The organism is Arthrobacter sp. zg-Y1116 (assembly GCF_024385485.1).
GTDB lineage: Bacteria > Actinomycetota > Actinomycetes > Actinomycetales > Micrococcaceae > Arthrobacter_B.
Window position 1 is genome coordinate 228,035 of record NZ_JANFLR010000002.1, and the last position, 21,746, is coordinate 249,780.

Below are 21,746 nucleotides of genomic sequence, written 5' to 3' on the forward strand. Positions count from 1 at the left end.
CAGGCCGCCCAAGGCCGCACCGGCCTGCCGTTACACGGACCCGGCACCCATCCGGTAAAAATGTTCTATGGCTATCTCCGTTCCTTCCGATGCATCCTCCGGCACCACCCCGGTTCTCTCGGTTCCGTGGGTCCGTTGGACGGCGTTCGGCGCCGGCGTCGGTGCTGCGGCTTCCACCGCCGTCGTGGCGGCTGCCTCCGGACTCGGCATCTACTTCGCGCGCCAGGTGGTCACCCCGGCGCGCACGCGGGATGCGAACCTGGAGATCCTGGCCGTCATGGACAGCGAGCACGGCCGGCAGGTCATCCTGCCGGCAAACCTGGACACCACGGTCGAAGGCACGTACAGCCTGTACTTCGACAACGGCAACGGGCATGCCCGGATCGGAGCCATTCGTTCCTATGTGCCCCGTGAGGGCACCGTGCAGCGGGACGTGGAAGAGGTGTATAGCGGCGACCTAAGCAAGGCGCGCCGCGGTTGGTGGAGCGGTTCCATCTATCCCTCGCCGGCCGCCGTCGGGCTTCCCGAGGAGGAAGTCGACATCCCGGTGGAAAACGGAACGGCGCCGGCCTGGCTGGTGCGTACTCCCGGTGCCGACACGTGGGCCATCATGGTCCACGGCCGAGGCGCCCGGCGGACCGAATGCCTGCGGGCGCTGCGTACCGCCCGCGAAGCCGGGCTCACCAGCCTGGTCATTTCCTACCGGAACGACGGCGAGGCCCCCTACGCCGCCGACGGCCGGTACGGGCTGGGCCTGACCGAGTGGCAGGACGTGGAGGCGGCCATCCGCTACGCCCTGGACCACGGCGCCCAGGATGTGGTGCTGTTCGGCTGGTCCATGGGCGGGGCGATCAGCCTGCAGGCCGCGGACCGCTCGCCGCTGCGCCGGTACATCCGTGCCATGGTGCTGGACGGGCCGGTGATCAACTGGGTGGACGTGCTGGCCCACCATGCCCGCGTCAACCGGATTCCTGCCCAGGCCGGCCGGCTGGGACAGTGGCTGATTTCCAACGCCGCCGGACGGGCGCTGACCGGGCTGGCTGCTCCGCTGGACCTCAAGAGCATGGACTGGGTGACCCGTGCGGAGGAAATCCGGATCCCCACCCTCATCCTGCACAGCAAGGACGACGACTTTGTGCCGTACGGGCCGTCCGCGGAACTTGCGGAGAAAAACCCGGACGTCATCACGTTCGAGGCTTTCACCAAGGCCCGGCATACCAAGGAATACAACGTGGACCCCGAGCGGTGGGAGCGCCTGGTCCTGGGGTGGCTCAACGAAGCCCTGGGCCGCACCCGGCATCCGGCGGAGCACCGTATGGACGCGGAATAGCGGGTAGTTAGATCGCGGTAAGGACTACAAGGGTGACAAGGGCGTTGCTTGCGGCGTGGAGCAGAATCGGGGCCCAGATGTTCCCGTGGAAGCGCCGCAGCAGTGCCAGCGCAAGGCCCAGCATAAAGAGGTAGGCGAATCCCACCAGGACCAGGTGCACCACAGCGAAGAGTGCTGCGGACAGGACGACGGCGGTGAAGGGCCGGAAGCGCCGCGAGAGCCCGTCGAGGAGGGCGCCCCGGAACAGGACTTCCTCCCACAGCGGCGTCAGGACCGTTACGACAAGCACGACGACGGCCGTCAGCGGAGTGGACAGGCCGCCGAGATCCTTCAGCGGGTCGCTGGTGGACCGAGCCGTTGCCGTATCGAAGTCGATGAGGGACAGCAGCCCGAGGAACAGGCCCTGTGCCAGCATGCACACGATGATCGCCACGGGGATCTGCCACAGCAGGTGCAGTATTCTCAGCCCGGGCCGGCGAAACCCGAGGTCCGCAGGTGTCATCGAATTGCGGCGGAACAGGTGGACGTAAAGGGCCAGCATCGCCGCGGCCGTGACGGAGCCGAAGGCAGCGGGGAGAAGCGACTCGAGGGTGAAGTCAACGACGCCGGAGAGTCCGAGCGCTACCAGTGCGCCGGAGGCGGCGAGAATGTACAGGGCGACGAACATCGACGCCCAGGCGGCCTGCCCGAGCGTCGCTTCGGGCCGCTGGCTGGCTGGCTGGTGTGTTTCGCTGACTGACAACAAGATTCCCCCGATGATGGTGCTGGTGTGGCCCGCCAGGGCGATGGCGTTGGTTCATCCTGCCATTACTACCGGTGGTTTTCCTGCGCTTTGGGAAGAACCCTCCGGTTTGTGCCAATCCCTGCGCGGCGCGGCGCAGGGAAAGGCACAAACCGCAGGAAAATGCACAAACCGCAGGGAAATGCAGGCCGGGCGTCGGACCGGACCCGCACAAAACCAGGGCAGGCACAGAGTAGGTTAGAGGCGCACTGACACATTCACGGGGGGACCAATAATGCAGGACCAACAGGGGGCCGCTCCGCTGGACGACTTTTTTCCGGCCTGGAACCAGGGTGCACATCCCGAGCTGTATGAGCTGGAGAATCGGGCCTTTGACCGGGAAGGGGTGGTCTGGAATGCACTTGCGGGCCTGGCGCCCTGGGCCGGGCGGACTCTCCTCGATCTCGGCTGCGGCACCGGGTTCTGGCTGCCGCGCTATGCCGAACTCGCAAAGTCCGTCATCGGCGTCGAACCCGATCCGGAGCTGCTCGCGGCCGCCCGGTCAAGGCCCGGCGGAGCCGAGGTCCTGCACGGCTCGGCTGAACACATCCCGCTGCCGGACGCCTCGGTGGATGTTGTCCATGCCCGGTTCGCCTATTTCTTTCCGTCGCCCCAGAGCGACTGCACGGCGGGGCTGACGGAAGTCCTGCGGGTCCTGCGTCCGGGCGGATCACTGGTCGTCATCGACAATGATCAGTGCGACGGCGACTTTGCGGCCCTGCTGGAGGCGGCCAACGCATCGGCGCATCAGGGCGAGGGCAAATACATCAAGGACTGGTGGGCACAGCAGGGTGCCTCCACGACCCTGGTCATGAGCAGCTGGACCTTTGACAAGCCGCAGGACCTGGTCGACGTGATCAGCATGGAATTCCCCAACGGGACCGCCGATCAGTGGCTAAACGAGGATCCGCAGCGGGTCCGGCTGAGCTACGGTTACGCCCTGCACCACCTCTCCAAAGGAGAGCGGAACCGCCGCTAGGCAGGTGCGGCGGCGATGGGGGCCGTGATGGCGTGCGTGAGGCGGAGCAGGTCAAAGGGCGAGAGTCCGATCTGCAGCCCCCGCCGGCCGCCGGAGACATACACGGTGTCCAGCAGCTCCACCCGGGATTCGATTCCGGCAGGGGAGGAGTGTTTCTGCCCCAGCGGTGAAATGCCGCCCACCACGTAGCCGGTGCGCCGCTCCGCGTCCCGCCGGTCAGCCATCACGGCCTTGCGCGCCCCCATCAGGGCGGCGAACTTCTTCAGGTCCAGGTTCAGGGCTACCGGAACCATGGCCACCGCCAGATGCCCGCCCAGATCCACCATCAGCGTTTTGTAGACGGCTTCGGGCGGCAGTCCGAGCTTTTCGGCGGCTTCCAGCCCGTACGACGGCGCGCCGGCGTCGTGCTCGTAGTGGTGCACCGTGTACGTGACCCCGGCGTCGTCCAGTACCTTGGTGGCCGGCGTCGCGCCCTTACCCGGATGCTTGTCGCGGTTCCCTGCCATGGCTGCGTCTCCTGTGCTCCTGCGGCCGCAAACCCGGCCGGTTACGGGCTACGCCGGCTGCTGTGCCAGTTTTTCGTGCTGGGCGAGCCGACGCTTGATGCGTCCCAGCATGGCGGACATTCCCCGCATGCGCAGCGGGGTAATGGCCCGGGTGAGGCCCAGACGGTCAGGAACATCGGCCGGAACGGCCAGGATGGCGGCGGCCGGAAGACCGTTCAGGCCTTCGTAAAGCACGCTCGCGAACCCGCGGGTGGTGGGGGCCTCCCGCGGTGCCTTGAAGAACAGCGAGACCAGGTGCTCGGGGGAGTCGTCCACGTCCAGGCTGAGGAACACCGGCGACTGGCATTCCACCACCTGTTCGAGGAGCTCGGGCCGGTCGGCGATTTCAGCCGGCAGATCGGGCAGGCTGCGGGAGAATTCCAGCAGCAGCTCCAGGCGGTCGGATTCCTCCATGGCCTGGAAGTCGTCGATGATCTCGGCCAGGGAGTCCGGGACAGCGTTTTCGGGTGTGGCAGTCATGAGTAAATCTCTCTTACTTGGTGCTTCAGCTGGGGGCGTTGCCGGGTTCTTCACCGCGGGCAATCGGAACGCGCACGGCGTTGCCCCATTCGGTCCAGGACCCGTCGTAGTTACGCACGGACTCGAAGCCCAGCAGGTGCTTGAGCACAAACCAGGTATGGCTGGAACGTTCGCCGATGCGGCAGTAGGCCACGACGTCGTCGCCTTCCTTCAGCCCGGCGTCGTCCTTGTAGAGCGCTTCGAGTTCCTCGCGGGCGCGGAAGGTTCCGTCTTCGGCTGCGGCCTTGCTCCACGGAACGGACTTCGCGGTGGGAATGTGGCCGCCCTTCATGGCGCCCTCATCCATGTAATCGGGCATGTGGGTGCGTTCGCCCGTGTATTCGGCGGGGGAGCGGACATCGATCAGCGGTCCCTTGCCCAGGTGTCCGACGACGTCGGGCAGGAACGCGCGGATCTTCTCGTCGTCACGCTCCACCACGGGGTATTCGGCGGGTTCCACGGGGACCTTGTCGGTGGTGACCGGACGGCCTTCGGCAATCCACTTGTCGCGGCCGCCGTCGAGCAGGCGGACATCCTCGTGGCCGAAGAGGGTGAAGACCCACAGGGCGTAGGCGGCCCACCAGTTGCTCTTGTCGCCGTAGATCACCACGGTGGAGTCCCGGGTGATGCCCTTGCGGGCCATCAGCTGGGCGAAGGCCTTACCGTCTACGAAGTCCCGCGTATCGGCATCGTTGAGGTCGGTGTGCCAGTCGATCTTCCGGGCACCGGGGATGTGGCCCGTTTCGTACAGCAGGATGTCCTCGTTGGATTCAAGGACCACCAGGTTCTCAGCGTCCAGGTTGTCGGCCAGCCACTGCGTGGAGACCAGGCGTTCCGGGTGGGCATAGGCGGAGAACTTGGGGCTGCTGTCAGCTGCGATCGACATACGCGGAACTTCTTTCCTCGGCAATTGGGCTTCCTTCTAGCCTAACGATGACGGCGGCCGAAAACTTCCATGCGCCGAACCCTGGAGGTGAAGCCATTCGGCACGCTGTCCCACGGTTTGGGGTTGCTGGTGTCGCTGAGGTCCCTCCGACACCACCAGCACCACCCGGTGGGATGCTGTGCTGCTGCCCTGGACGGGTGCGGTACGCCAGCTTCCCGACGCGCCGCGAATCGAGCCGATGCGGAGGGCCTGAGGGTCATATTCGGTTGGGGTCTGTGTGGTCCTGCTGCCAGGTCAAAATGCTCGGTTTTCCCAGCACGTAGTCGTCTCAAAAAGACGCGTATTTTAGGTTTCCGCGGAGGCTCGTTTGAGCCTGTTTTTGGTCCGGAAATGTCAGTGCGGGATGAAATCCTGAGGTATGGATCAGCTCGGGAACACCGAATGGACAACCGAAGAACCAAGCAGTGAAGACCAGCAGCCGGATGGCACCGCCGGTGAAACGGATGAGCCCCGCACGGCCTGTACCCTGACGGTGTACCGGGCTGAACCGGCAGCCGAGCCTGCAGAACCTGAAGGCACTGACCACGTGGGTCCGGGTGGAGAGGCTGCGGGCGGTTTCCCGGACGGTTTCACCGGGACACTGGCGTTGCAGAACCTTGAAGCCTTTGACGAGCAGACGGTCGGCGAAGCCCTTTCCCGGGCGGCGCACCTGATTTCCTGGGGGCAGGCCCTGGAGGCCCGCCTGATCAACCGCATGGGGGAACTCTTCCGGGACGACACGTATGCCCCTTCCGAGCGGATCGAACCGGGTCTGGCTTTCAGCCTCGCAGCTTCCGAATGCGCGGCCATCCTAAACGTTCCGCAGGTCACCGGTCAGCGGCTCCTGAACGAAGCGACGAGCCTATGCACTTCCCACACGGCAACCCTGACCGGACTGGAAGAGGGGCGTCTTTCCTACCAGCATGCCCAAGTGGTGCTGGAACAATGCATGAACGTTCCAGCCTCGGCGCTACCGGAATTTGAGGCAGACCTGCTGGCAGCAGCGGAGGGCCAGACCCGGTCCCGGTTCTCCGCCAAGGCCCGCCGGCTGCGCGAGAAACGGTATCCGGAGACCATCAGCAAACGGCATTTGAGCGCGTTCGAGCAGCGCAAGGTCACCCTGGACCGCGAAGAAGACGGCATGTCCTGCCTGTCCGCCTATCTGCGGGCCGCAGAAGCCCAGCAGATCTACACGGCCTTGAGTACCGCAGCACGGGGTGAGCAGGTAGCCGGCGATTCCCGGACTACGGATCAGCTGCGTGCGGACATCCTCGCGCAGCTGCTGATGGGAGGGTTCGGAACGGCTCGTGTCAGGAATGCTGCTGGGACTGGCCGGGTGGAGGACGGTGCAGGCGGGACCGGCAGGACTAGCTGGACTGGCGGTGTTGCGGGTAGCGGTTCAGCCCGTGTTGGAGGGGCGGACGGTGGAAGTGCGGACAGAAATGCGGCAGCGGGCGAAACCGCGACGAGCCAAGACGCAGGACCGGACGAGGGAATCGTCCCTCGAGCGGAAATCATGGTCCTGATCAGCGCCGAAACCCTCTTCGGAGCCGACGAGCAGCCCGCCGAGCTGCACGGCTACGGCCCCATCAGCGCCGAAGAAGCCCGCCGACTGGCCCGCAACGCCGTCGGATGGACCGGGCTGGCGCAAAACCCGCACACCGGAGAGATCCTGGGCGTAGGACGGCGCAGAAAAGTCCCTGCCGGACTCCGCCGCTGGCTCCGGGCACGGGACGGAACCTGCAGGTTTCCCGGCTGCCGGGTCAACACCGCGAACGCGGACATTGACCACACCGTCGACTGGGCCCGCGGCGGACCCACCGACCACGGAAACCTGGAACATCTGTGCCGACGCCACCACCGGTTCAAGACCCTCGGTTACTGGAAAGCCTGTCAGCCCTCGCCCGGGGTGATCGAGTGGACCTCGCCGACCGGACGCGTCTACCGCACGGAACCTTTCCTGGAATTTGGCTTACCGGACACGGCACCGAATCCGGGTATGTACTCCACCCGAGAGGGACGGGAGGAGTCAGACGTGGAAGATTCGTTGCAGGAACAGGTGCCGCCGTTCTGACCCGATCCCCTCAGGGATGCAGGCGGACATCCGCTACGGTCGACGCAAGGCCAGCCTTCATCGGGCGCCCTCTGCGGCGCCGCCTGCGGTGCAGTGAATGTGCCGCCGGGAGTGCACCTGCAGCACCTAGTGCCCCTGGATCGGGCGTCTCCGGCGGAAGGCGCAGTGCCAGCACGACGACGGCTGCGCCGATCCCCGCGAACACCGCTTCCAGCGGCTGGAACTCGATGAACGCGGTTTCCCAAGCCTCCAAACCGATCAGGGCGAGCCCGGCGGCGATGGAAACCCGCCGGGCGGCCCGGTGGCGTCGAAGGTGCAGCATCCCGGCGGTGAGGTAACCGCCGCCGCAACCTGTGGCAAGGAGAAGTCCCGGACGCCGCCAGTCCCGGAACGGGGTCCGCCGCAGCACGGACGGGTCAGCGTGCAGGAAGGCCCCGTCGGGGCGTAGGGCCAGGAGGATGCCACCGCCAAGCGCCGCTCCAGCTGTGCCGAACTCCAGCCCCATCAGGGTCCGCTCTTCGCCTGAATACCGATGAGCGCCCGCCGTGTCCTGCTGCTGCATCATGCTCCGACTATGGACCGCAGACACAGCCGCAGTCCACCGGCGGCGGTTCCAGATTCCCGAACGCGTTGGCGTATCGTAGCGAGGGCGGCAGAACGCCGCAGAACCGGCACGTTTCGTGCCGGAAGCAGGCATCAAACGGACGGAAAAGCGCGCAGTGGCACAACTCGAGCACCTGACAGAACGGACTCCCCAGGTATCGGTGGATGAACTGCTGCAGGGATTCTTCCCCTCGCCCCGGTTCGGCAGCGTGTCCTTTGATTCCTACCGTCCCGATCCGGAGCAGCCCTCCCAGGCCAAAGCCGTGGGCGCGATGCGTTCCTTCGCAGCCGACGTCGACACTCCCGAGCCCAGCGGCCTGCGGAAGTTCTTCGGCGGCAGGAAACCCGAGAGCAAAGCCGGGTTCTACCTGGACGGCGGATTCGGCGTCGGCAAGACCCACCTGCTGGCCTCGCTCTGGCATGCCGTGGAAGGGCCCAAGGCCTTCGGCACGTTTGTGGAGTACACCAACCTCGTGGGTGCGCTTACGTTCCGCAAGACCGTGGATGCGCTGAGCGCCTACAAACTGGTCTGCATTGACGAATTCGAACTCGACGATCCGGGCGACACGGTGCTCATGTCCCGCCTGATGCGTGAACTGGCCGACGCCGGCGTGAAGCTTGCGGCTACGTCCAACACCCTGCCGGGTTCCCTGGGCGAGGGCCGCTTTGCCGCCGTCGACTTCCAGCGCGAGATCCAGGTCCTGGCGGACCAGTTCGACGTCGTCCGCATTGACGGTGAGGATTACCGCCACCGCGGTCTGCCCGAGTCGCCCCAGCCGCTGCAGGACGGGGAACTGGAAGTGCGGATGGAAACCGAATTCTCCGGCCGGACCGTCGCTGTTGACGACTTCTCCGAACTCATCAACCACCTTTCCCAGGTCCACCCGAGCCGGTACCGGCAGATGCTCGACGGGGTGGAAGCGGTCGCCTGGCACAACGTGCAGACCATCACCGAACAGTCCGTGGCGCTGCGCTTTGTGGTCCTTGCCGACCGGCTGTACGACAAGGACGTGCCGATCCTGGCCAGCGGGGTGCCGTTCGATCAGCTGTTCACCAAGGAAATGATGGCCGGCGGGTACATGAAGAAGTACTTCCGAGCTGTTTCGCGCCTGACCGCACTGGCCCGCGAGGGCCAGACGGGTGAAGCGTCGTAGCAGGACCCGTTTAAACGGCGGAAGCGCCGGTGCCGCCTCTCGGCGGGACCGGCGCTTCTTTGTCGTGCTCTCGGGTCGTTAGGCCGGAGGCGTCTGTCCGGGACCGTTGCCGGTTCCCGGCTCGCGGTTGCGGTTGGTCTTATCAACTGCTTCCGAGGCCTTGCTCTGGAAACCATCGATCTTGCTGGAGTACTTGCGACCGGTCTTCTGGTCGACGAAGTTCCCTGCCTGATCGATGCCGCCCTTGATCTTGTCGGCATTCTGTCCGACAAATCCGGTGGCCTTTTCCTTCAGCTCACCGGCCCTGCCTTTGAGCTCGTCAAATACAGACACGGATCACCTCCTTTCACAGGGGAAACCCGCTCGTTTCCCGTTCGCCTCCATGTTAGGTCCCGCAGGGGTTGGAGGAAAGGACTTTCCTCTGCGGGCATATCCTTCGCTATTCCCCGGACCCGTCCTCCCGGACGCCGTCACCCGAGTGCCGATCCGAACCGCCGTGGTGATGGTGGTATCCGGCGCAGTTGTCGTCCAGTTCGATCCGGATGATGCTGCCGCCGGTTGGAGGAGCCGGCTCGGCCGGAGGCTCCGCAACCGGCTTGGCCTCGGGGCCTGGTCCGGCCGGGAGTCCGGCCAGTACATCAACCGACGCGTACAGCGCGTCGCCGCGCAGTTCCAGGGCGGCCGGTTGGTTGGCCTCCAGAAACAGCTCCGGAGTGTCTGATCCGGACGGTACTACCGAGATCCGGTTAGCGAACAGCTCCGCCACGAAGATATCGCCGTTGTCGTTCACCGCCAGACCGGTGGCCCCGATGAAGCCGGTCGCCACGAGTTCCGGTGCGAGAGTGGCCGGGTCGACCCGGAACACGGAACCCGGAGCTCCACCCTCCGGGCCGCCCGGCAACGAGGTCACGTACAGGGCGCCGTCGGGACCGCGTTCGACGTCGGTCGGCACCGGTTCCAGGTTGTAGGTGAGTCCCACCGTGCACGCCGGCAGCCCGAACCCCGCGGCCGTTTCGGCGGTAATGGTGAGCGGCACAGGAGGCAGCACCGCGACCGTCAGGATGCCGCCGTCGTCGTTCACCTGGATGAGGGCGTTCATTCCCGCGTCGGCCACGATGGTTCCGCCGTACCTGCCGGGAAGCGAAGCCACGGGGTTGGAGTCCGGGAGCCCGGTGTAGGGAGCAGGGGCAACACCAGGCGGCAGTTGGGCCGCGCATTCGGCGGGAAGCGCCTCCTCGAAGCCGTAAGTGTTGATGCTGTCCGGATTCTCAGCGAATTCGTAGGCGGAAATGTCCGCGACGGTCTCAATGTTGCCGTCCCGGTCAATGAACTGCAGCAAGGTGACGTTGGCGACCGGGTCGTTGCTTCCGGCGCCGGTGGCAACCGTGTAATAGGTAGCTCCGCGGTCGCGGGAAACGGAACCGGGGGAATAGCCGTCGGGTGCCGTGGCCAGGACCTCGGGTTCTCCGCCGTCAGTAATGCGGGTCAGGAGCGTAGTGAATGATTGGGCTACGTCGAGGGTGCCGCCACGGCCGACGGCGAAACTCAAGGGACCGAGCAGCCCCTCGGCAACGGTGGTGACTTCCCCGGCAACAGGTACTGGGGATGGTGATGGTGGGTGGTGCCGTCCGCCGGCGGTCGCAGGTGAGGCTGCCAGCCCCAGCGCTGCGGTTGCGGCAAGAACGGCGAGGGCAGGTGATGATTTCTTCACGGTGATCTCCTCAGCATTGGTGCGGTGCAATGCGAGACTCGCCTCTTGGCCTCCCGTGGATCCCGGCCACGCCCCCGGCCAAGGCATTCAAAGCCTAGGGATGGCCGGGCTCAGCGAACACGTAGTTTTGGCACATGCGCCAGCCCGCCGTTCAGAAAAACCAAGTAATTTCCGGGGTGCCGAAGCGAGTAATTTTTCGGGGCCCGCTGCGAGGCCGGGGGACAGGTGATAGGAGTAAGCAGCCATGAGGACCTTGATCGTTACCGCGCATCCGGATCCCGGATCGCTGACGCACGCCACCGCGGCGCAGCTGCACAACCTGCTGGGGGAGGAGCCGACCCGCATCGTCCACCTGGCACAGGAGGGCTTTGAATCTTTTGCCAGGCACGGCTATACGCAGTCCTTCAGCACCTCGGTGGAGCACGGCATCATCGACTTCTGTGGAATGCGACGCGGCAAAACCGCCTTTATCCACGAGTCCGAGTCGACGAACAAGGACGCCGTTGCTGCTCGGATGTACGCTGCCACCGCTACGGTCGCCGCGGCAATCAACCCAGCGGGCGTGGCTTCGTAGGTTGCCCGGGTCTTCGTGGTGGACTGGCGTCGATCCTGCACTACCGCCCCGACGCGATAAATGAGGACCCTCGATATGCCTGCACGCACACCGACTGCAGTGACGTCTCACCTGCCGGACCAGACGCGGCAACCGATTCCGCGGCGGCGCGCACTCCAGGCTGCAGTCCTTGGATGGGCATTTCTCGGCATCAGCCTTGGAACCGCCATAGGAATTGCCGAAGCCCTGGGCCAGGCATTTGGTTGGGGACGGCTTCCTGAAGTCCTGTTGCAGGCAGTGCTGATGTCCGCCGTCGTGGTGCCGGGTATCGTGCTGCTGCGTCGGCGGCTCGACCACCGCGACCTGGAGGGACTCGGCCTCAGCAGGTCAGCCGCCCGGCCGCTGGCCCTGGGCATGGCTGTGGGCGCGCTCACCGGCCTCCTCGTCTGGCTACCCGCCGGCCTGGCCGGGTGGATACGGGTGGAACAGCTCGACCTTGCCGTGTTCCTGGGCTTCCTGCTCCTGAACGGCGTGGTGCTGGCTCTCTACGAGGCGCTTCCGGAGGAACTTGCCCTGCGCGGGTATGTCTGGACGAACCTGCGGGACGGCTGGGGGCTGGCGGTTGCGACGCTGGTGACCACTGCGTTGTTCCCATTCGTGGGAGTGGTGGTGGGACCGGTGCGGTGGGCTATCACCACCGTGCTCGGCGGCGACGGAGGAGGAATCGAGGTGTTCCCGGCAGGTAACGACCCGATTGTCTACATCGTGCAGCTGGTGCTGTTCGGGCTCGCGCTCGTGGCGGCCCGGCGCATCCCGGTGCCCGGCGCGTTGTTGGTGGCGGTCGCATTCCACTGGACGCAGCTGACCGTCACCCGCACGATTCTCGGGGGAACGGGATGGCTCGACTCAGGATGGACCATCACCTGGGTTGAACCGGGTGCGATCGCCCTGGTCTTGGTGCACATCATCCTTGCCGGCGCTGTCTTCATAGCCGTACGCCGGCGGCTGCAGCGCCGGGCCGGCTGACGACGCAGCTCAGCGGACCCAGGCGCGCATGGTCTCGATCAGCGGCTCGGTAGGCCTGCCGATCAGTTTGGCCAGGTCGCCGGGCGCCGGAGCCAACGCACCGTCGCGCATATTGGCATTGAGCGTACCCAGGAAGCCTGCGGTCGCCTCATCAAGTCCGAGGGCGACCAGCTGTTTCTGTTCTTCCTCCGGTGCCAGGACCTCGTAGCGCACGGGGGTTCCAAGCACTTCCTGCGCGGCCGCAGCGAATTCCGTGTAGGTCCAGGCCGTATCCCCGGATAGTTCATAGGCCTTGCCTTCGTGGCCTGGAGTGCTGAGCACGACAGCGGCTGCCTCGGCATAGTCCCGGCGCGGGGCGCTGGCAATGCGCCCTGGACCCACACTGTTGGCGACGACGCCGGTTTGCCGCGCGGCGTCGAACTCCTGCCTGTGGTTTTCCGTGTACCAGCCATGGCGCAGAAAGGTCGCCGGAAGGCCGGACGCAGTGATGAGTTCCTCGGTCGCTCGATGCTCCGGAGCGAGGGCGAGAATCGTCGTCGGCGCCTCAAGAACTGAGGTGTAAACCAGCTGGCGGACGCCGGCGTTCCGTGCTGCCTCGATTGCGTTTGCATGCTGCGCAACGCGGCGTCCCGGTTCGCTCATGGAAATGAGCAGGACCTTTTCGACGCCGTCCAGCACACCGGCTGTGGTGGCGGCGTCGTCGAGGTCAACCCGTGCCGTACGCAGGCCGCGGCCGGCGAGCTGGGACAGGCGGTCCTGGTTGCGGCCCAGGGCAAGGATGTCGCCCGGCGCGACACCGCGTGCGATCAGGGAGTCAATCACGAGGCCGCCGAGTTGTCCGGTCGCGCCGAAGATGGCAATGGTCACGGAAGGATCCTTTCAGGTGGGCCAGCGGGAGTGGTGAAAGACTATGCGCGGACCGGCTGGATCACCAGCGAGACAGTTGCGGACTGGAAGAGCGGATGGGGTAGGCGGCAGCCTCTCAGGGTGCCAGGAGAATGAGGTAGCGTTCCCTAATCAGGACCGCCCGCGCAAACGATGAGGGGGAAGGCATGGCGCCGCAGGCACCGGCAAGCAGTGTCAGGTTCGTGGAACGTTCGCCCGGTTGGCTGCGGTGGGGAGGCGGAGCCTTGCTGGCCGCCGTGGGTGCCGCGCTGGGCGTAGGGGCAGCCGTCGAGTCGGTGTGGCCGCTGTATGTAGCTGCCGCAGCGTTCCTGCTCGCTGCCGGCTGGTGGTGTTTTCTTGCGCGGATCACGGTTGCGGTAGACCAGCAGTACGTCACCCTACGCGGACCCCTTTGGAAACGCTCCATTCAGCGCCGAAACGTACAGGACATCGCGGTGGCCAGAGACAACGGACTGAACACCGGTCTGGTGAACTGGCCAGTGACGCGGCACGGACGCGGCTCCCTGACGAGACTGAACATGGGCGGCGCCGGTGCAGTCACGTTCTCCGACGCCGGCGGCCACCGCTACCAGGTGGTGCTGGCTGATCTCCCGTCCGCCGAACAGCTGGCACTCGCCATCGGAAGCTGATCGGTGCGGCGAACATGACGGTGTGCCACAATCGTGGCCATGCCGCTCACTTCAGTTTCGACCGCCGACGGTTCGCTTCGGATTTCCTGGACGTTTCCCGCCCCGGCGCCGGCCGTCTGGGCGGGGTTCGCTGATGCAGCCCTTTTGTCCCAGTGGCTGGGCCGTCCCGTGGAATGCGACGTTCGAGCGGACGGATCAATCGTCGTCGACCATAGCGGCGGCTACCTGTCCCGCAGCGTTATCACCGACGTGGAGGAGCCGCGCCATTTGGCCATGAGCTGGGAGTTTCCCGAGGAACACGAATCACGGATCCAGATCCGACTGCAGGACGCGGAGGAGGGGACACTGATGGACTTCACGCACCACGACCTCGGAGCCCTCGTCGATTCCTACGGCCCCGGCTGGATTACCCACCTGACGTATCTGGAAGCCGCCATTGCCGGGGGCGCCATTCCTGCGTCCCGGTTCTGGCCGCTGCATGCCACTTTCGAGACGTTGTATGCCGCACACGTGGCAGCGGACGCGGTCACGGGCTGATCGTTTCCTTCTGCAGGATGATCTCGGTCTCCACGGGAGTGAACCCGAGGCGGGTGTTGATGGAACGCATCCATACATTCCCGTCATCGCTGCTGGTCCTGACTGTGCGGACGTTTCCCAGTTCGACGGCGCGGTGCAGGGAAGCCAGCTTCACGGCCGCTCCGAGGCCGTGGCCGCGGTGGCCGGAGACCACGAGGGTCCCTTCGATGTGCGCCGGCCGTTCGGTATCGGCATCAACCACCAGGCAGGTCCAGGCGGTAACGTTTCCGGCGGCGTCCACGGCGATCGACTCGAATACCGTGGACCCCTGCGCGATCCAGAGGTCCATCTCGGCGGCATACTCATCGGGCGATACAGGTGTCTCACCCCAGCCGAGCTCGCCGTTGGGCGCCTCGGCATCCACGAGGCCCTTGATCTGCCCAACCTGTTCCCGGAACCGCTCCGGGACGCCGTTGACGTGCGTTGAAATTTCGTAGCCGGGCGCCGTCGTCGGACCGGCAAGCTGTGCGTCACGGAGATCCAGCTCTACGACGGTTTCGGTGGTTGCCGGGGAATAACCCAGAGGGAAAGCAAAATTCTGCATCAGCGCGTCCAATTCGACCGAGGACGACCGGATGGCGCTTGCCACGAACCTGGCCGTGGATGCAGGACCGGCGTCTTCGGCGGCACGAGCCAATGCCGACCCAACCCCTGCGTTTTGGTGGACGGGGTCGACCCAAACGAATATCCACGTGGTGTCCGGAGTATCGGGTGAATGCATGCCGGCTGCGAAACCAATCAATGTGGTGCCGTTCCATGCACCCAGCAAATGGTTTTGCCATCCGTTGGGTGTACGCCAGCCAAGAATCCGGGCTTCCTTGTTGGGGGAAATCCAGCCGGGCCTTACGCTTTGGTTTGCCGCGCATTCAATGCGGTAGGCCTCGGCCATGGCGCTGTCATTATCGAGGTCCAGCGGGCGGATTTCCATAGGCCACACTCTAAGGTCTTCAGGGATGTTTATCGGCAAAGAACCGCGGGGGAGTTGCTGATGCCGACGCCGGAAACATGTGCATTTAAAGCAAAACCGGCGTGAAGCTCAAGGAGCTCCACGCCGGAATAAGCGTCCGGCTCAAGGCCGGAAACGCGTGTTACGCGTTGTGGTTGTTGTTACCGCGGTGGCCGGACTTGGCCAGGCCGCGGGCAACCATCAGACCGACCGTGAGGAAGGTGATGTACTGCATTGCCTGTGCGGCGTTGAACACGTCAAGGCCGTTTTCGTTGGCGTTGTCGCCAACAACTGCTGCCGTGATGATCGTGGCGATAACGGCCAGGACGTAAACGGCGAATTCGAGGGTCCGCGTGGACACCTTGATGTCGTTGGCGTTGCGAACGGTGGTGTTCGTGTGATCGTTGTGAGTCTGCGTATTAGCCATGTGGTTCTCCTCAAGTAGTGGTGTGAGCGGCCTGGTGGCCATGCAACTTTGATCCCGCTACTGAAACCATGTCGACATTTTCTCTACTGGAAAGACTTTATCGAGAGGCCGGATAATAAGCAAACTTAGCTTTTATTGCTGAGCAGATCCGGCTGGTGTGAACTGCGGGTTAAACAAAAAGAAGGAACAGGCAATAACCTGTTCCTTCTAAGCCGGCAATTCGCCGGGGGAGAGCGGACGACGGGATTCGAACCCGCGACATCCACCTTGGCAAGGTGGTGCTCTAGCCAGCTGAGCTACGTCCGCAAATGCAAACAGTCGAAACTGTCCGTGCGCGATACTGGGATCGAACCAGTGACCTCTTCCGTGTCAGGGAAGCGCGCTACCGCTGCGCCAATCGCGCCCTAAACTGCTCGGCCCGTTCAGGATTACTCCTGGAAAACCATAAGCAGAAGGGAGAGCGGACGACGGGATTCGAACCCGCGACATCCACCTTGGCAAGGTGGTGCTCTAGCCAGCTGAGCTACGTCCGCAAGAAAAGCACTGAAACAGTACTGTTCGTGCGCGATACTGGGATCGAACCAGTGACCTCTTCCGTGTCAGGGAAGCGCGCTACCGCTGCGCCAATCGCGCCCATAAATGGGTTTCTTACAATCCACTGTGGAGGTGGGGACGGGATTCGAACCCGCGTATACGGCTTTGCAGGCCGCTGCCTCGCCTCTCGGCCACCCCACCGTAACCGCCGCATAAAGCTTTGGAGAACCGGACCCGGCGAACCGGGAGCGGCTTGTACAGTGACTTGCGAGCGGACGACGGGATTCGAACCCGCGACATCCACCTTGGCAAGGTGGTGCTCTAGCCAGCTGAGCTACGTCCGCATGTTGATCAGGTGAGGGAGCTATTGCCCCGGATTGCTTGCGCTTTCCGCGGCGAACCCCCGCTTTCCAACGAAGAAAAACTCTATAGGACGTTTGCGGGTTCGTCCAATCGGTCCCGGGTTCGGCCCAGGTTTGGACTGGGGCGGGATCTGGGCTAGCATCTTTAGACGTTGGAGTGCTTCCGGGCGCATCAACGTGATTTAGCAAAAGAAGGGCGATTGGCGCAGTGGTAGCGCGCTTCGTTCACACCGAAGAGGTCACTGGTTCGAACCCAGTATCGCCCACCCTTCACTGGCCGTCACTTTCCTTCGGGAAGGTGGCGGCTTTTTGCGTCTATCTGGCGCCGGCTCTTTTTGGGGCGTAGTTATGGGTCCTGCATCCACACTGCGGACCCAATGACTACGGAGCCAATCGTGACCCTTCCGGAAACCAGCCCGTTGCACGCACCCTTGGACGGGTTGCTTGCCACTTCCGCCGTGCGCCTGCCCTATCAGCACAACGTGCTGCTTCGCTCGTTCGTCCTCGAGCGGCCCGGCGGCAACATGATTGTTTACAACTCGCCGGGCATCAACAGCTCCGCGGAGGCCATCATGGACCGGGGCGGAGCTGCTCGGCTGCTGATCAACCATGCCCATGAAGCGATGTACGGAGTGCCGGAGTTCGATGTTCCGGTATACGTCCATGAGGGGGACCGTGCCGAGGTGGCCGGGTCGCTTCCGGTGTCGGCCGTGTTTGACCGGCGTCAGATGATTGGCGAAGACCTGGAGGTAATTCCGACGCCGGGACACACTGCGGGCACAACAAGCTACCTATGGAACAACGGGGACAGGCGCTTCCTGTTCACCGGGGACTTCATCTGGATTGAGCACGGCGAGTGGAAAGCGGTGGTTCTGGACGAGCACCTTCGAGGTGATTACCTCGCCAGCCTCGCGCAGGTCCGTGATCTGGACTTTGACGTACTCGTGCCGTGGGGCACTACGGACGACGGCCCTCCTTTCGGGCTGGTCGGAGGCAAGGATGAGATTCGAAGCCGCGTCGATGCCGTGATAGACCGGGTCCGCGCAGGCGGACGCCGCTAGTCGCAGGCCGTGCGGGGAGCCGAAAGCAGACTGTCACCGCCGGGTGGCAGACTGGAGACATGACTGAACCAGCACTGGCACACGCAACCGAATACGGACGCATGTATTCGCGGTCCCTTTCCGAGCCGCCCACGGTCCCGTCCATCACCACGGTCATTTCCCAGGGCTCAACGTCCCTGGACGGCTGGCACAGCTATATGGCAGCTTCCGCCGTCGTCAAGGATCCGAAACTCACCGCCGCCCTCGGGAGCCCGTCGCAGCTGCGCTCCGTGGTCAAGGAGGCCTCCTCGGCCTCCGAACGCTACCGCGACGCCGCCGCCCAGCGGGGCACGCGCGTCCACTTCTACTGCGAGCAGGTTGCGCTCCGCGCCCTGGACCGCCCGCATGAGCTCGAACGTGCCCGCGAGGACCTTGTGGCCCGCGGCGAGCACCAGTTCGCGGACCGGTTCGACGAATGGTGGAAGCTCTACGATGTCCAGCCCATCGCCCCGGAAATCACCGTGTGGAACGCCGAGCTTGGCTACGCCGGCACCCTGGACCTGGTGGCGCGGATCGGCGGCCGGCTGTGCCTGATCGATTACAAGACCAAGAACACCGACCGCGACGGACAGGTGAAGCAGCTGGATGACAAGGTCGTGATGCAGCTCGTTGCCGGGATGAAGGCACAGGAATCGCTGGTCGACGCCGGTGCCGGCACCTGGGAGCCGTGGGCCTACGGACAGGACCCGCTGCTGCTTGGCGTCGCCGTGGGCCAGACCGAGGTGCGTCCCATGCGCGCCAACCCGGACGTGCTGCCCCAGCACTGGTTCAAGTTCTGCGCACTGCGCCGGGTCTGGCAGACCAACATCGACGCCGTTGCCGCAGGCCGTGCCCTGCTGCCCGTGCCGCCGCCCCCGGTCGGAGCGCACGAAGCCCCCGCTGCACAGGCTTCAACCCTGCAGGCTGCACCGACGCCAGATCCGCAGACTTCGGTGGCAGCGGGCGCTCCTCAGGCCTGAGCGTCCCGGCGGGCGGCGGAGCCAACTAGACTGGATTCCGATCCCCTGCAGCAAGAGTAAGGAACAAACCCCCGATGGCCATCCTGACTATCCGCACGCTCGGCGACCCGGTCCTGCGGACCCGCGCCGAAGACGTGACCGACTTCGGCCCCGAACTGGCGAAGCTGGTAGCGGACATGGAGGAAACCATGGAGGACGTCGAAGGTGCCGGGCTGGCAGCACCCCAGGTGGGCGTCAGCCTGCGCGTATTCACCTACCGCGTGGACGGCCAGGCCGGGCATGTGGTCAATCCCGTCCTTGACCTGAGCGATGACCTCCAGCCGGACCATCTGGAGGGTTGCCTGTCCATCCCCGGGCTTGGCTACCAGACACCGCGCTTCCGCTGGGCCCGCGTCACCGGCCAGGACCTGCACGGAAACCCCATCAGCATCGAAGGGGAGGGCATGCTCGCCCGGTGCTTCCAGCACGAAACGGACCACCTGAACGGCGCCCTCTATATCGACCGGCTCGAAGGCGAGCACCGCAAGGAAGCACTCCGGGCCATCCGGCAGCGCGAGTACGACGCAATCGCGGACCGTACCGCAGCGCAGCGTGCCCAGAGCGTGGGCTCCAGCTTCGGTACCTTCGGCCAGGCGGCCAAGGGTACGTTCGGCACCCAGGCCGGAGCCTAGGTGGCCGCGGCACTTCGCGTCCTGTTTGCCGGCACCCCCGCGGTCGCCGTACCGTCCCTCGACGCGCTGATTGACGCCGGGTTCGACGTCGTCGGCGTCCTTACCCGCCCCGATGCCCCGCTGGGCCGCAAAAAGGTCCTGACGCCATCGCCGGTGGCCGCCCGCGCCGAGGAACTGGGTCTGCCCGTGATCCGCGCTGCAAAGGTGGACGACGAAGCCATCGCGGCCATCGCCGCCCTGGAGCCCGACGTCGCAGCCATCGTTGCGTACGGTGCCCTCGTTCCGGCCCGCGCCCTCACCGTGCCGAAGCACGGCTGGATCAACCTGCACTTCTCGCTGCTGCCTGCCTGGCGCGGCGCCGCCCCGGTGCAGCACGCCGTCATTGCCGGTGACGACATCACCGGCGCGTCCACCTTCCTGCTTGAAACCGGGCTGGACACCGGCCCGGTCTACGGCACCCTCACCGAAACGGTGCGGCCCGAGGACACCAGCGGTGACCTGCTCGAACGCCTCTCGCACTCCGGTGCCGTGCTGCTGGCCCAGACGCTCAGCGCAGTCGACGCCGGCGCCGCCGTGCCGGTGCCGCAGCAGGGGGACATCACACTGGCACCCAAGCTCAGCATCGACGATGCCCGCGTGGACTGGCAGCAGCCGGCCCTGGCTATCCGCCGCCGCATCAACGGCGTCACCCCCGAACCAGGCGCGTGGACCACCTGGGACGGCTCCCGGTTCAAGATCGGCGCGGCCAAGCTGCGCCCCGATGTCACCGACCTGCGCCCCGGCCAGGTCCGCTTCACCGGCGGCGGGGACGCCGCCGCCGTCGTGGGCACCGGCTCACACGGACTCGAACTGCTGCGTGTCCAGCCCGCAGGCAAGAAAATGATGCCGGGGCCCGACTGGGCCCGCGGCCTCGCCAACCGTGAGGACGTGGTCTTCGAATGACCCCCCAACCTGAAAAGCACCGCAACGACAAGGGCCACGAACGCCGCCGCGCCGCAGTGAAGACCCGCACCGCCGCCGCCCCCGGCCAGCGCACCCGCGCAGCCGATCCGGCCCGGCTGGTTGCCTTTGAAGTGCTCCGCGCCGTCTCCGGCGAGGACGCTTACGCCAACCTCGTGCTGCCGAAAAGCATCCGCAAGCACCGGCTGGACAAGCGCGACGCCGGCTTTGCCACCGAACTGGCCTACGGCGCCCTGCGCGGCCAGGGCACCTATGACGCCATCCTCGCCAAGTGCGTGGACCGCCCGCTGGAGCGCCTGGACCCCGCTGTCCTGGACGCCCTGCGCATCGGCACCCATCAGCTGCTGGCCATGCGCGTCCCTGCACATGCCGCCCTCGACCAGACCGTCGGCCTGGCCCGTGCCGTCATCGGCGCCGGACCCTCGGCGCTGATCAACGCGGTGCTGCGCAAGGTCGCCGCCCGCAGCCTGGACGAGTGGGTGGAGCTGCTCACCGAAGGCGAAACCGACGCAGTTAAGCGCTCCGCCATTGAGCATTCCCACCCGGAGTGGATTGTCCGGGCACTGCGCCAGTCACTCGTGGCGCACGGACGCAGTGTCGATGAGATCACCGACCTGCTGCGTGCCGACAACGACGCTCCCGTGGTGAACCTGGTCGCCCTGCCCGGCCTCGGCGACCTCGATGAGGCCCGCGCCGCCGGAGCGACGGACGGCGAGCTCGTGAAGGATTCGGCGCTGTTCTCCGCCGGCGACGTCGGCCGGCTGGACTCGGTCCGCGCCGGCACCACCCGCGTGCAGGACGCCGGCTCCCAGCTGGTCGCCCGTGCCCTGGCCGAACTGGACCTCGGCGGCGCGTCCGTCGATGAGGACGGCGTGGAAAAGTGGCTGGACATGTGTGCCGGCCCCGGCGGCAAGGCCGCACTGCTCGCCGCCCTCGCCCACGAATCCGGCGCTGTGCTGCTGGCCAACGAGCCCGCTCCGCACCGCGCGCAGCTGGTCCGCCAGGCCCTGGACGCTGTGCCCGGGGAAACCTGGAACGTGCGTACCGGAGACGGCCGGACCATCGCCGAGGACTACCCGGAAACCTTCGACCGGATTCTCGTCGACGCACCCTGCACCGGCCTGGGCGCCCTGCGCCGCCGTCCGGAGTCCCGCTGGCGGCGCAAGCCCACCGACGTCGGCGAACTCGGGATCCTGCAGCGCGAGCTGCTCACCACCGCTGTGGACGCGGTTAAGCCCGGGGGAGTGGTGGCCTATGTAACGTGCTCTCCGCACCCCGCGGAAACCACCGCCGTCGTCGCCGACGTGATGCGCAAGCGCAACGACTTGGAACTGCTCGACGCCGGCGCCGCGCTGGACGCCGTCAGCCTGCCCGGCGCGCTGGAGGCCGGCCACGAATCGACCGCCCAGCTGTGGCCGCACATCCACGCCACCGACGCCATGTTCCTGGCACTGATCCGCCGCAAAATCTAGGAGA

General features: G+C 65.6%; 23 protein-coding genes and 7 tRNA genes. 14 read left to right on the plus strand and 16 right to left on the minus strand.

Annotated features, from left to right (window positions below):
- Positions 1-67 precede the first annotated feature (67 nt).
- Positions 68-1,330 carry a S9 family peptidase gene (locus NNX34_RS07720; protein ID WP_255765938.1) on the plus strand — a complete coding sequence of 421 codons (1,263 nt, stop codon included), beginning with the start codon at positions 68-70 and terminating at the stop codon, positions 1,328-1,330.
- A 7-nt stretch (positions 1,331-1,337) separates the two neighbouring features.
- Here the strand turns inward: NNX34_RS07720 and NNX34_RS07725 are convergent, their stop codons facing one another.
- Entirely contained in the window at positions 1,338-2,072 is a 735-nt protein-coding gene (locus tag NNX34_RS07725; protein ID WP_255765940.1) for a CPBP family intramembrane glutamic endopeptidase, read from the minus strand.
- A 274-nt stretch (positions 2,073-2,346) separates the two neighbouring features.
- Here NNX34_RS07725 and NNX34_RS07730 point away from each other — a divergent pair, with 274 nt between their 5' ends.
- Positions 2,347-3,090, plus strand: coding sequence for a class I SAM-dependent methyltransferase (locus NNX34_RS07730; RefSeq protein ID WP_255765941.1), 744 nt, complete (start codon positions 2,347-2,349; stop codon positions 3,088-3,090).
- Here NNX34_RS07730 and ybaK read toward each other — a convergent pair.
- The 3 genes from ybaK to NNX34_RS07745 are packed head-to-tail and all read right to left on the minus strand — an operon-like array spanning position 3,087 to position 5,040.
- Positions 3,087-3,596, minus strand: coding sequence for a Cys-tRNA(Pro) deacylase (gene ybaK, locus NNX34_RS07735; protein WP_255765942.1), 510 nt, complete (start codon positions 3,594-3,596; stop codon positions 3,087-3,089). The genes NNX34_RS07730 and ybaK overlap by 4 nt on opposite strands.
- A gap of 48 nt (positions 3,597-3,644) precedes the next feature.
- Positions 3,645-4,115 carry a SufE family protein gene (locus NNX34_RS07740; protein WP_255765943.1) on the minus strand — a complete coding sequence of 157 codons (471 nt, stop codon included), beginning with the start codon at positions 4,113-4,115 and terminating at the stop codon, positions 3,645-3,647.
- A gap of 25 nt (positions 4,116-4,140) precedes the next feature.
- Positions 4,141-5,040: a sulfurtransferase gene (locus NNX34_RS07745; protein WP_255765944.1), complete on the minus strand. Its 900-nt coding sequence runs from the start codon at positions 5,038-5,040 to the stop codon at positions 4,141-4,143.
- Positions 5,041-5,458: 418 nt separating this feature from the next.
- Between NNX34_RS07745 and NNX34_RS07750 the strand changes: the two genes are divergently transcribed.
- Positions 5,459-7,153, plus strand: coding sequence for an HNH endonuclease signature motif containing protein (locus tag NNX34_RS07750; RefSeq protein WP_255765945.1), 1,695 nt, complete (start codon positions 5,459-5,461; stop codon positions 7,151-7,153).
- A gap of 10 nt (positions 7,154-7,163) precedes the next feature.
- Here the strand turns inward: NNX34_RS07750 and NNX34_RS07755 are convergent, their stop codons facing one another.
- Complete coding sequence (locus NNX34_RS07755) at positions 7,164-7,718, minus strand: hypothetical protein (RefSeq protein WP_255765946.1); 555 nt, start codon at positions 7,716-7,718, stop codon at positions 7,164-7,166.
- Between the two features lie 154 nt (positions 7,719-7,872).
- Here NNX34_RS07755 and zapE point away from each other — a divergent pair, with 154 nt between their 5' ends.
- A complete protein-coding gene (gene zapE, locus NNX34_RS07760; protein WP_255765947.1) occupies positions 7,873-8,910 on the plus strand; it encodes a cell division protein ZapE in 1,038 nt (345 codons plus the stop codon).
- A 78-nt stretch (positions 8,911-8,988) separates the two neighbouring features.
- Here zapE and NNX34_RS07765 read toward each other — a convergent pair whose 3' ends face one another.
- Both NNX34_RS07765 and NNX34_RS07770 read right to left on the minus strand, forming a co-directional pair.
- Complete coding sequence (locus NNX34_RS07765) at positions 8,989-9,243, minus strand: antitoxin (protein WP_229952144.1); 255 nt, start codon at positions 9,241-9,243, stop codon at positions 8,989-8,991.
- Positions 9,244-9,349: 106 nt separating this feature from the next.
- The gene (locus NNX34_RS07770; RefSeq protein WP_255765948.1) at positions 9,350-10,621 is read right to left on the minus strand and encodes a ScyD/ScyE family protein; all 1,272 of its coding nucleotides are present in this window, start codon (positions 10,619-10,621) and stop codon (positions 9,350-9,352) included.
- Between the two features lie 244 nt (positions 10,622-10,865).
- On the opposite strand from NNX34_RS07770, the gene NNX34_RS07775 reads away from it, so the two are divergent.
- A complete protein-coding gene (locus tag NNX34_RS07775; protein ID WP_255765949.1) occupies positions 10,866-11,195 on the plus strand; it encodes an NAD(P)H-dependent oxidoreductase in 330 nt (109 codons plus the stop codon).
- A gap of 75 nt (positions 11,196-11,270) precedes the next feature.
- Positions 11,271-12,200 carry a CPBP family intramembrane metalloprotease gene (locus tag NNX34_RS07780; protein WP_255765950.1) on the plus strand — a complete coding sequence of 310 codons (930 nt, stop codon included), beginning with the start codon at positions 11,271-11,273 and terminating at the stop codon, positions 12,198-12,200.
- Positions 12,201-12,209: 9 nt separating this feature from the next.
- Here the strand turns inward: NNX34_RS07780 and NNX34_RS07785 are convergent, their stop codons facing one another.
- On the minus strand, positions 12,210-13,067 hold the full coding sequence (locus NNX34_RS07785; RefSeq protein ID WP_255765951.1) for an SDR family oxidoreductase: 858 nt from the start codon (positions 13,065-13,067) through the stop codon (positions 12,210-12,212).
- Positions 13,068-13,288: 221 nt separating this feature from the next.
- On the opposite strand from NNX34_RS07785, the gene NNX34_RS07790 reads away from it, so the two are divergent.
- Together NNX34_RS07790 and NNX34_RS07795 are read left to right on the plus strand one after the other, a co-directional pair.
- Positions 13,289-13,735 carry a hypothetical protein gene (locus NNX34_RS07790; RefSeq protein WP_255765952.1) on the plus strand — a complete coding sequence of 149 codons (447 nt, stop codon included), beginning with the start codon at positions 13,289-13,291 and terminating at the stop codon, positions 13,733-13,735.
- A 39-nt stretch (positions 13,736-13,774) separates the two neighbouring features.
- Positions 13,775-14,272: an SRPBCC domain-containing protein gene (locus tag NNX34_RS07795; RefSeq protein ID WP_255765953.1), complete on the plus strand. Its 498-nt coding sequence runs from the start codon at positions 13,775-13,777 to the stop codon at positions 14,270-14,272.
- Here NNX34_RS07795 and NNX34_RS07800 read toward each other — a convergent pair.
- From NNX34_RS07800 to NNX34_RS07835, 8 genes are all read right to left on the minus strand, one after another.
- Positions 14,262-15,239, minus strand: coding sequence for a GNAT family N-acetyltransferase (locus tag NNX34_RS07800; protein ID WP_255765954.1), 978 nt, complete (start codon positions 15,237-15,239; stop codon positions 14,262-14,264). The two genes, NNX34_RS07795 and NNX34_RS07800, sit on opposite strands and share 11 nt — an antisense overlap.
- A gap of 160 nt (positions 15,240-15,399) precedes the next feature.
- Positions 15,400-15,684: a hypothetical protein gene (locus tag NNX34_RS07805; protein ID WP_255765955.1), complete on the minus strand. Its 285-nt coding sequence runs from the start codon at positions 15,682-15,684 to the stop codon at positions 15,400-15,402.
- Positions 15,685-15,916: 232 nt separating this feature from the next.
- Positions 15,917-15,990 (minus strand) — tRNA-Gly (locus NNX34_RS07810).
- Positions 15,991-16,015: 25 nt separating this feature from the next.
- Positions 16,016-16,087 (minus strand) — tRNA-Val (locus NNX34_RS07815).
- Between the two features lie 56 nt (positions 16,088-16,143).
- Positions 16,144-16,217, minus strand: a tRNA-Gly gene (locus NNX34_RS07820).
- A 28-nt stretch (positions 16,218-16,245) separates the two neighbouring features.
- Positions 16,246-16,317: transfer RNA gene (locus tag NNX34_RS07825), tRNA-Val, on the minus strand.
- A 28-nt stretch (positions 16,318-16,345) separates the two neighbouring features.
- Positions 16,346-16,419 (minus strand) — tRNA-Cys (locus NNX34_RS07830).
- A 69-nt stretch (positions 16,420-16,488) separates the two neighbouring features.
- Positions 16,489-16,562 (minus strand) — tRNA-Gly (locus tag NNX34_RS07835).
- A gap of 212 nt (positions 16,563-16,774) precedes the next feature.
- Here NNX34_RS07835 and NNX34_RS07840 point away from each other — a divergent pair.
- The 6 genes from NNX34_RS07840 (at position 16,775) to NNX34_RS07865 (ending at position 21,742) form a co-directional block, all read left to right on the plus strand.
- Positions 16,775-16,846 (plus strand) — tRNA-Val (locus NNX34_RS07840).
- Positions 16,847-16,957: 111 nt separating this feature from the next.
- The gene (locus NNX34_RS07845) at positions 16,958-17,641 is read left to right on the plus strand and encodes an MBL fold metallo-hydrolase (RefSeq protein ID WP_255765956.1); all 684 of its coding nucleotides are present in this window, start codon (positions 16,958-16,960) and stop codon (positions 17,639-17,641) included.
- Between the two features lie 59 nt (positions 17,642-17,700).
- A complete protein-coding gene (locus tag NNX34_RS07850; protein WP_255765957.1) occupies positions 17,701-18,639 on the plus strand; it encodes a cytochrome in 939 nt (312 codons plus the stop codon).
- Between the two features lie 74 nt (positions 18,640-18,713).
- Positions 18,714-19,310, plus strand: a complete 597-nt coding sequence (gene def / locus NNX34_RS07855) for a peptide deformylase (RefSeq protein ID WP_255765958.1) — start codon at positions 18,714-18,716, stop codon at positions 19,308-19,310.
- Positions 19,311-20,252, plus strand: a complete 942-nt coding sequence (fmt, locus tag NNX34_RS07860) for a methionyl-tRNA formyltransferase (RefSeq protein WP_255765959.1) — start codon at positions 19,311-19,313, stop codon at positions 20,250-20,252.
- Positions 20,249-21,742: an RsmB/NOP family class I SAM-dependent RNA methyltransferase gene (locus NNX34_RS07865; protein WP_227933336.1), complete on the plus strand. Its 1,494-nt coding sequence runs from the start codon at positions 20,249-20,251 to the stop codon at positions 21,740-21,742. The genes fmt and NNX34_RS07865 overlap by 4 nt, the downstream gene beginning before the upstream one ends.
- The last annotated feature ends 4 nt before the right edge of the window (positions 21,743-21,746 follow it).

Coding starts and splice junctions, on each gene's coding strand:
- NNX34_RS07740 (WP_255765943.1), bottom strand. CDS start 4,115: ATGACTGCCACACCCGAAAACGCTGTCCCGGACTCCCTGGCCGAGATC.
- NNX34_RS07750 (WP_255765945.1), top strand. CDS start 5,459: ATGGATCAGCTCGGGAACACCGAATGGACAACCGAAGAACCAAGCAGT.
- NNX34_RS07720 (WP_255765938.1), top strand. CDS start 68: ATGGCTATCTCCGTTCCTTCCGATGCATCCTCCGGCACCACCCCGGTT.
- NNX34_RS07730 (WP_255765941.1), top strand. CDS start 2,347: ATGCAGGACCAACAGGGGGCCGCTCCGCTGGACGACTTTTTTCCGGCC.
- NNX34_RS07865 (WP_227933336.1), top strand. CDS start 20,249: ATGACCCCCCAACCTGAAAAGCACCGCAACGACAAGGGCCACGAACGC.
- NNX34_RS07845 (WP_255765956.1), top strand. CDS start 16,958: ATGACTACGGAGCCAATCGTGACCCTTCCGGAAACCAGCCCGTTGCAC.
- NNX34_RS07800 (WP_255765954.1), bottom strand. CDS start 15,239: ATGGAAATCCGCCCGCTGGACCTCGATAATGACAGCGCCATGGCCGAG.
- NNX34_RS07745 (WP_255765944.1), bottom strand. CDS start 5,040: ATGTCGATCGCAGCTGACAGCAGCCCCAAGTTCTCCGCCTATGCCCAC.
- ybaK (WP_255765942.1), bottom strand. CDS start 3,596: ATGGCAGGGAACCGCGACAAGCATCCGGGTAAGGGCGCGACGCCGGCC.
- def (WP_255765958.1), top strand. CDS start 18,714: ATGGCCATCCTGACTATCCGCACGCTCGGCGACCCGGTCCTGCGGACC.
- NNX34_RS07805 (WP_255765955.1), bottom strand. CDS start 15,684: ATGGCTAATACGCAGACTCACAACGATCACACGAACACCACCGTTCGC.
- NNX34_RS07755 (WP_255765946.1), bottom strand. CDS start 7,718: ATGATGCAGCAGCAGGACACGGCGGGCGCTCATCGGTATTCAGGCGAA.
- NNX34_RS07775 (WP_255765949.1), top strand. CDS start 10,866: ATGAGGACCTTGATCGTTACCGCGCATCCGGATCCCGGATCGCTGACG.
- NNX34_RS07795 (WP_255765953.1), top strand. CDS start 13,775: ATGCCGCTCACTTCAGTTTCGACCGCCGACGGTTCGCTTCGGATTTCC.
- NNX34_RS07850 (WP_255765957.1), top strand. CDS start 17,701: ATGACTGAACCAGCACTGGCACACGCAACCGAATACGGACGCATGTAT.
- NNX34_RS07780 (WP_255765950.1), top strand. CDS start 11,271: ATGCCTGCACGCACACCGACTGCAGTGACGTCTCACCTGCCGGACCAG.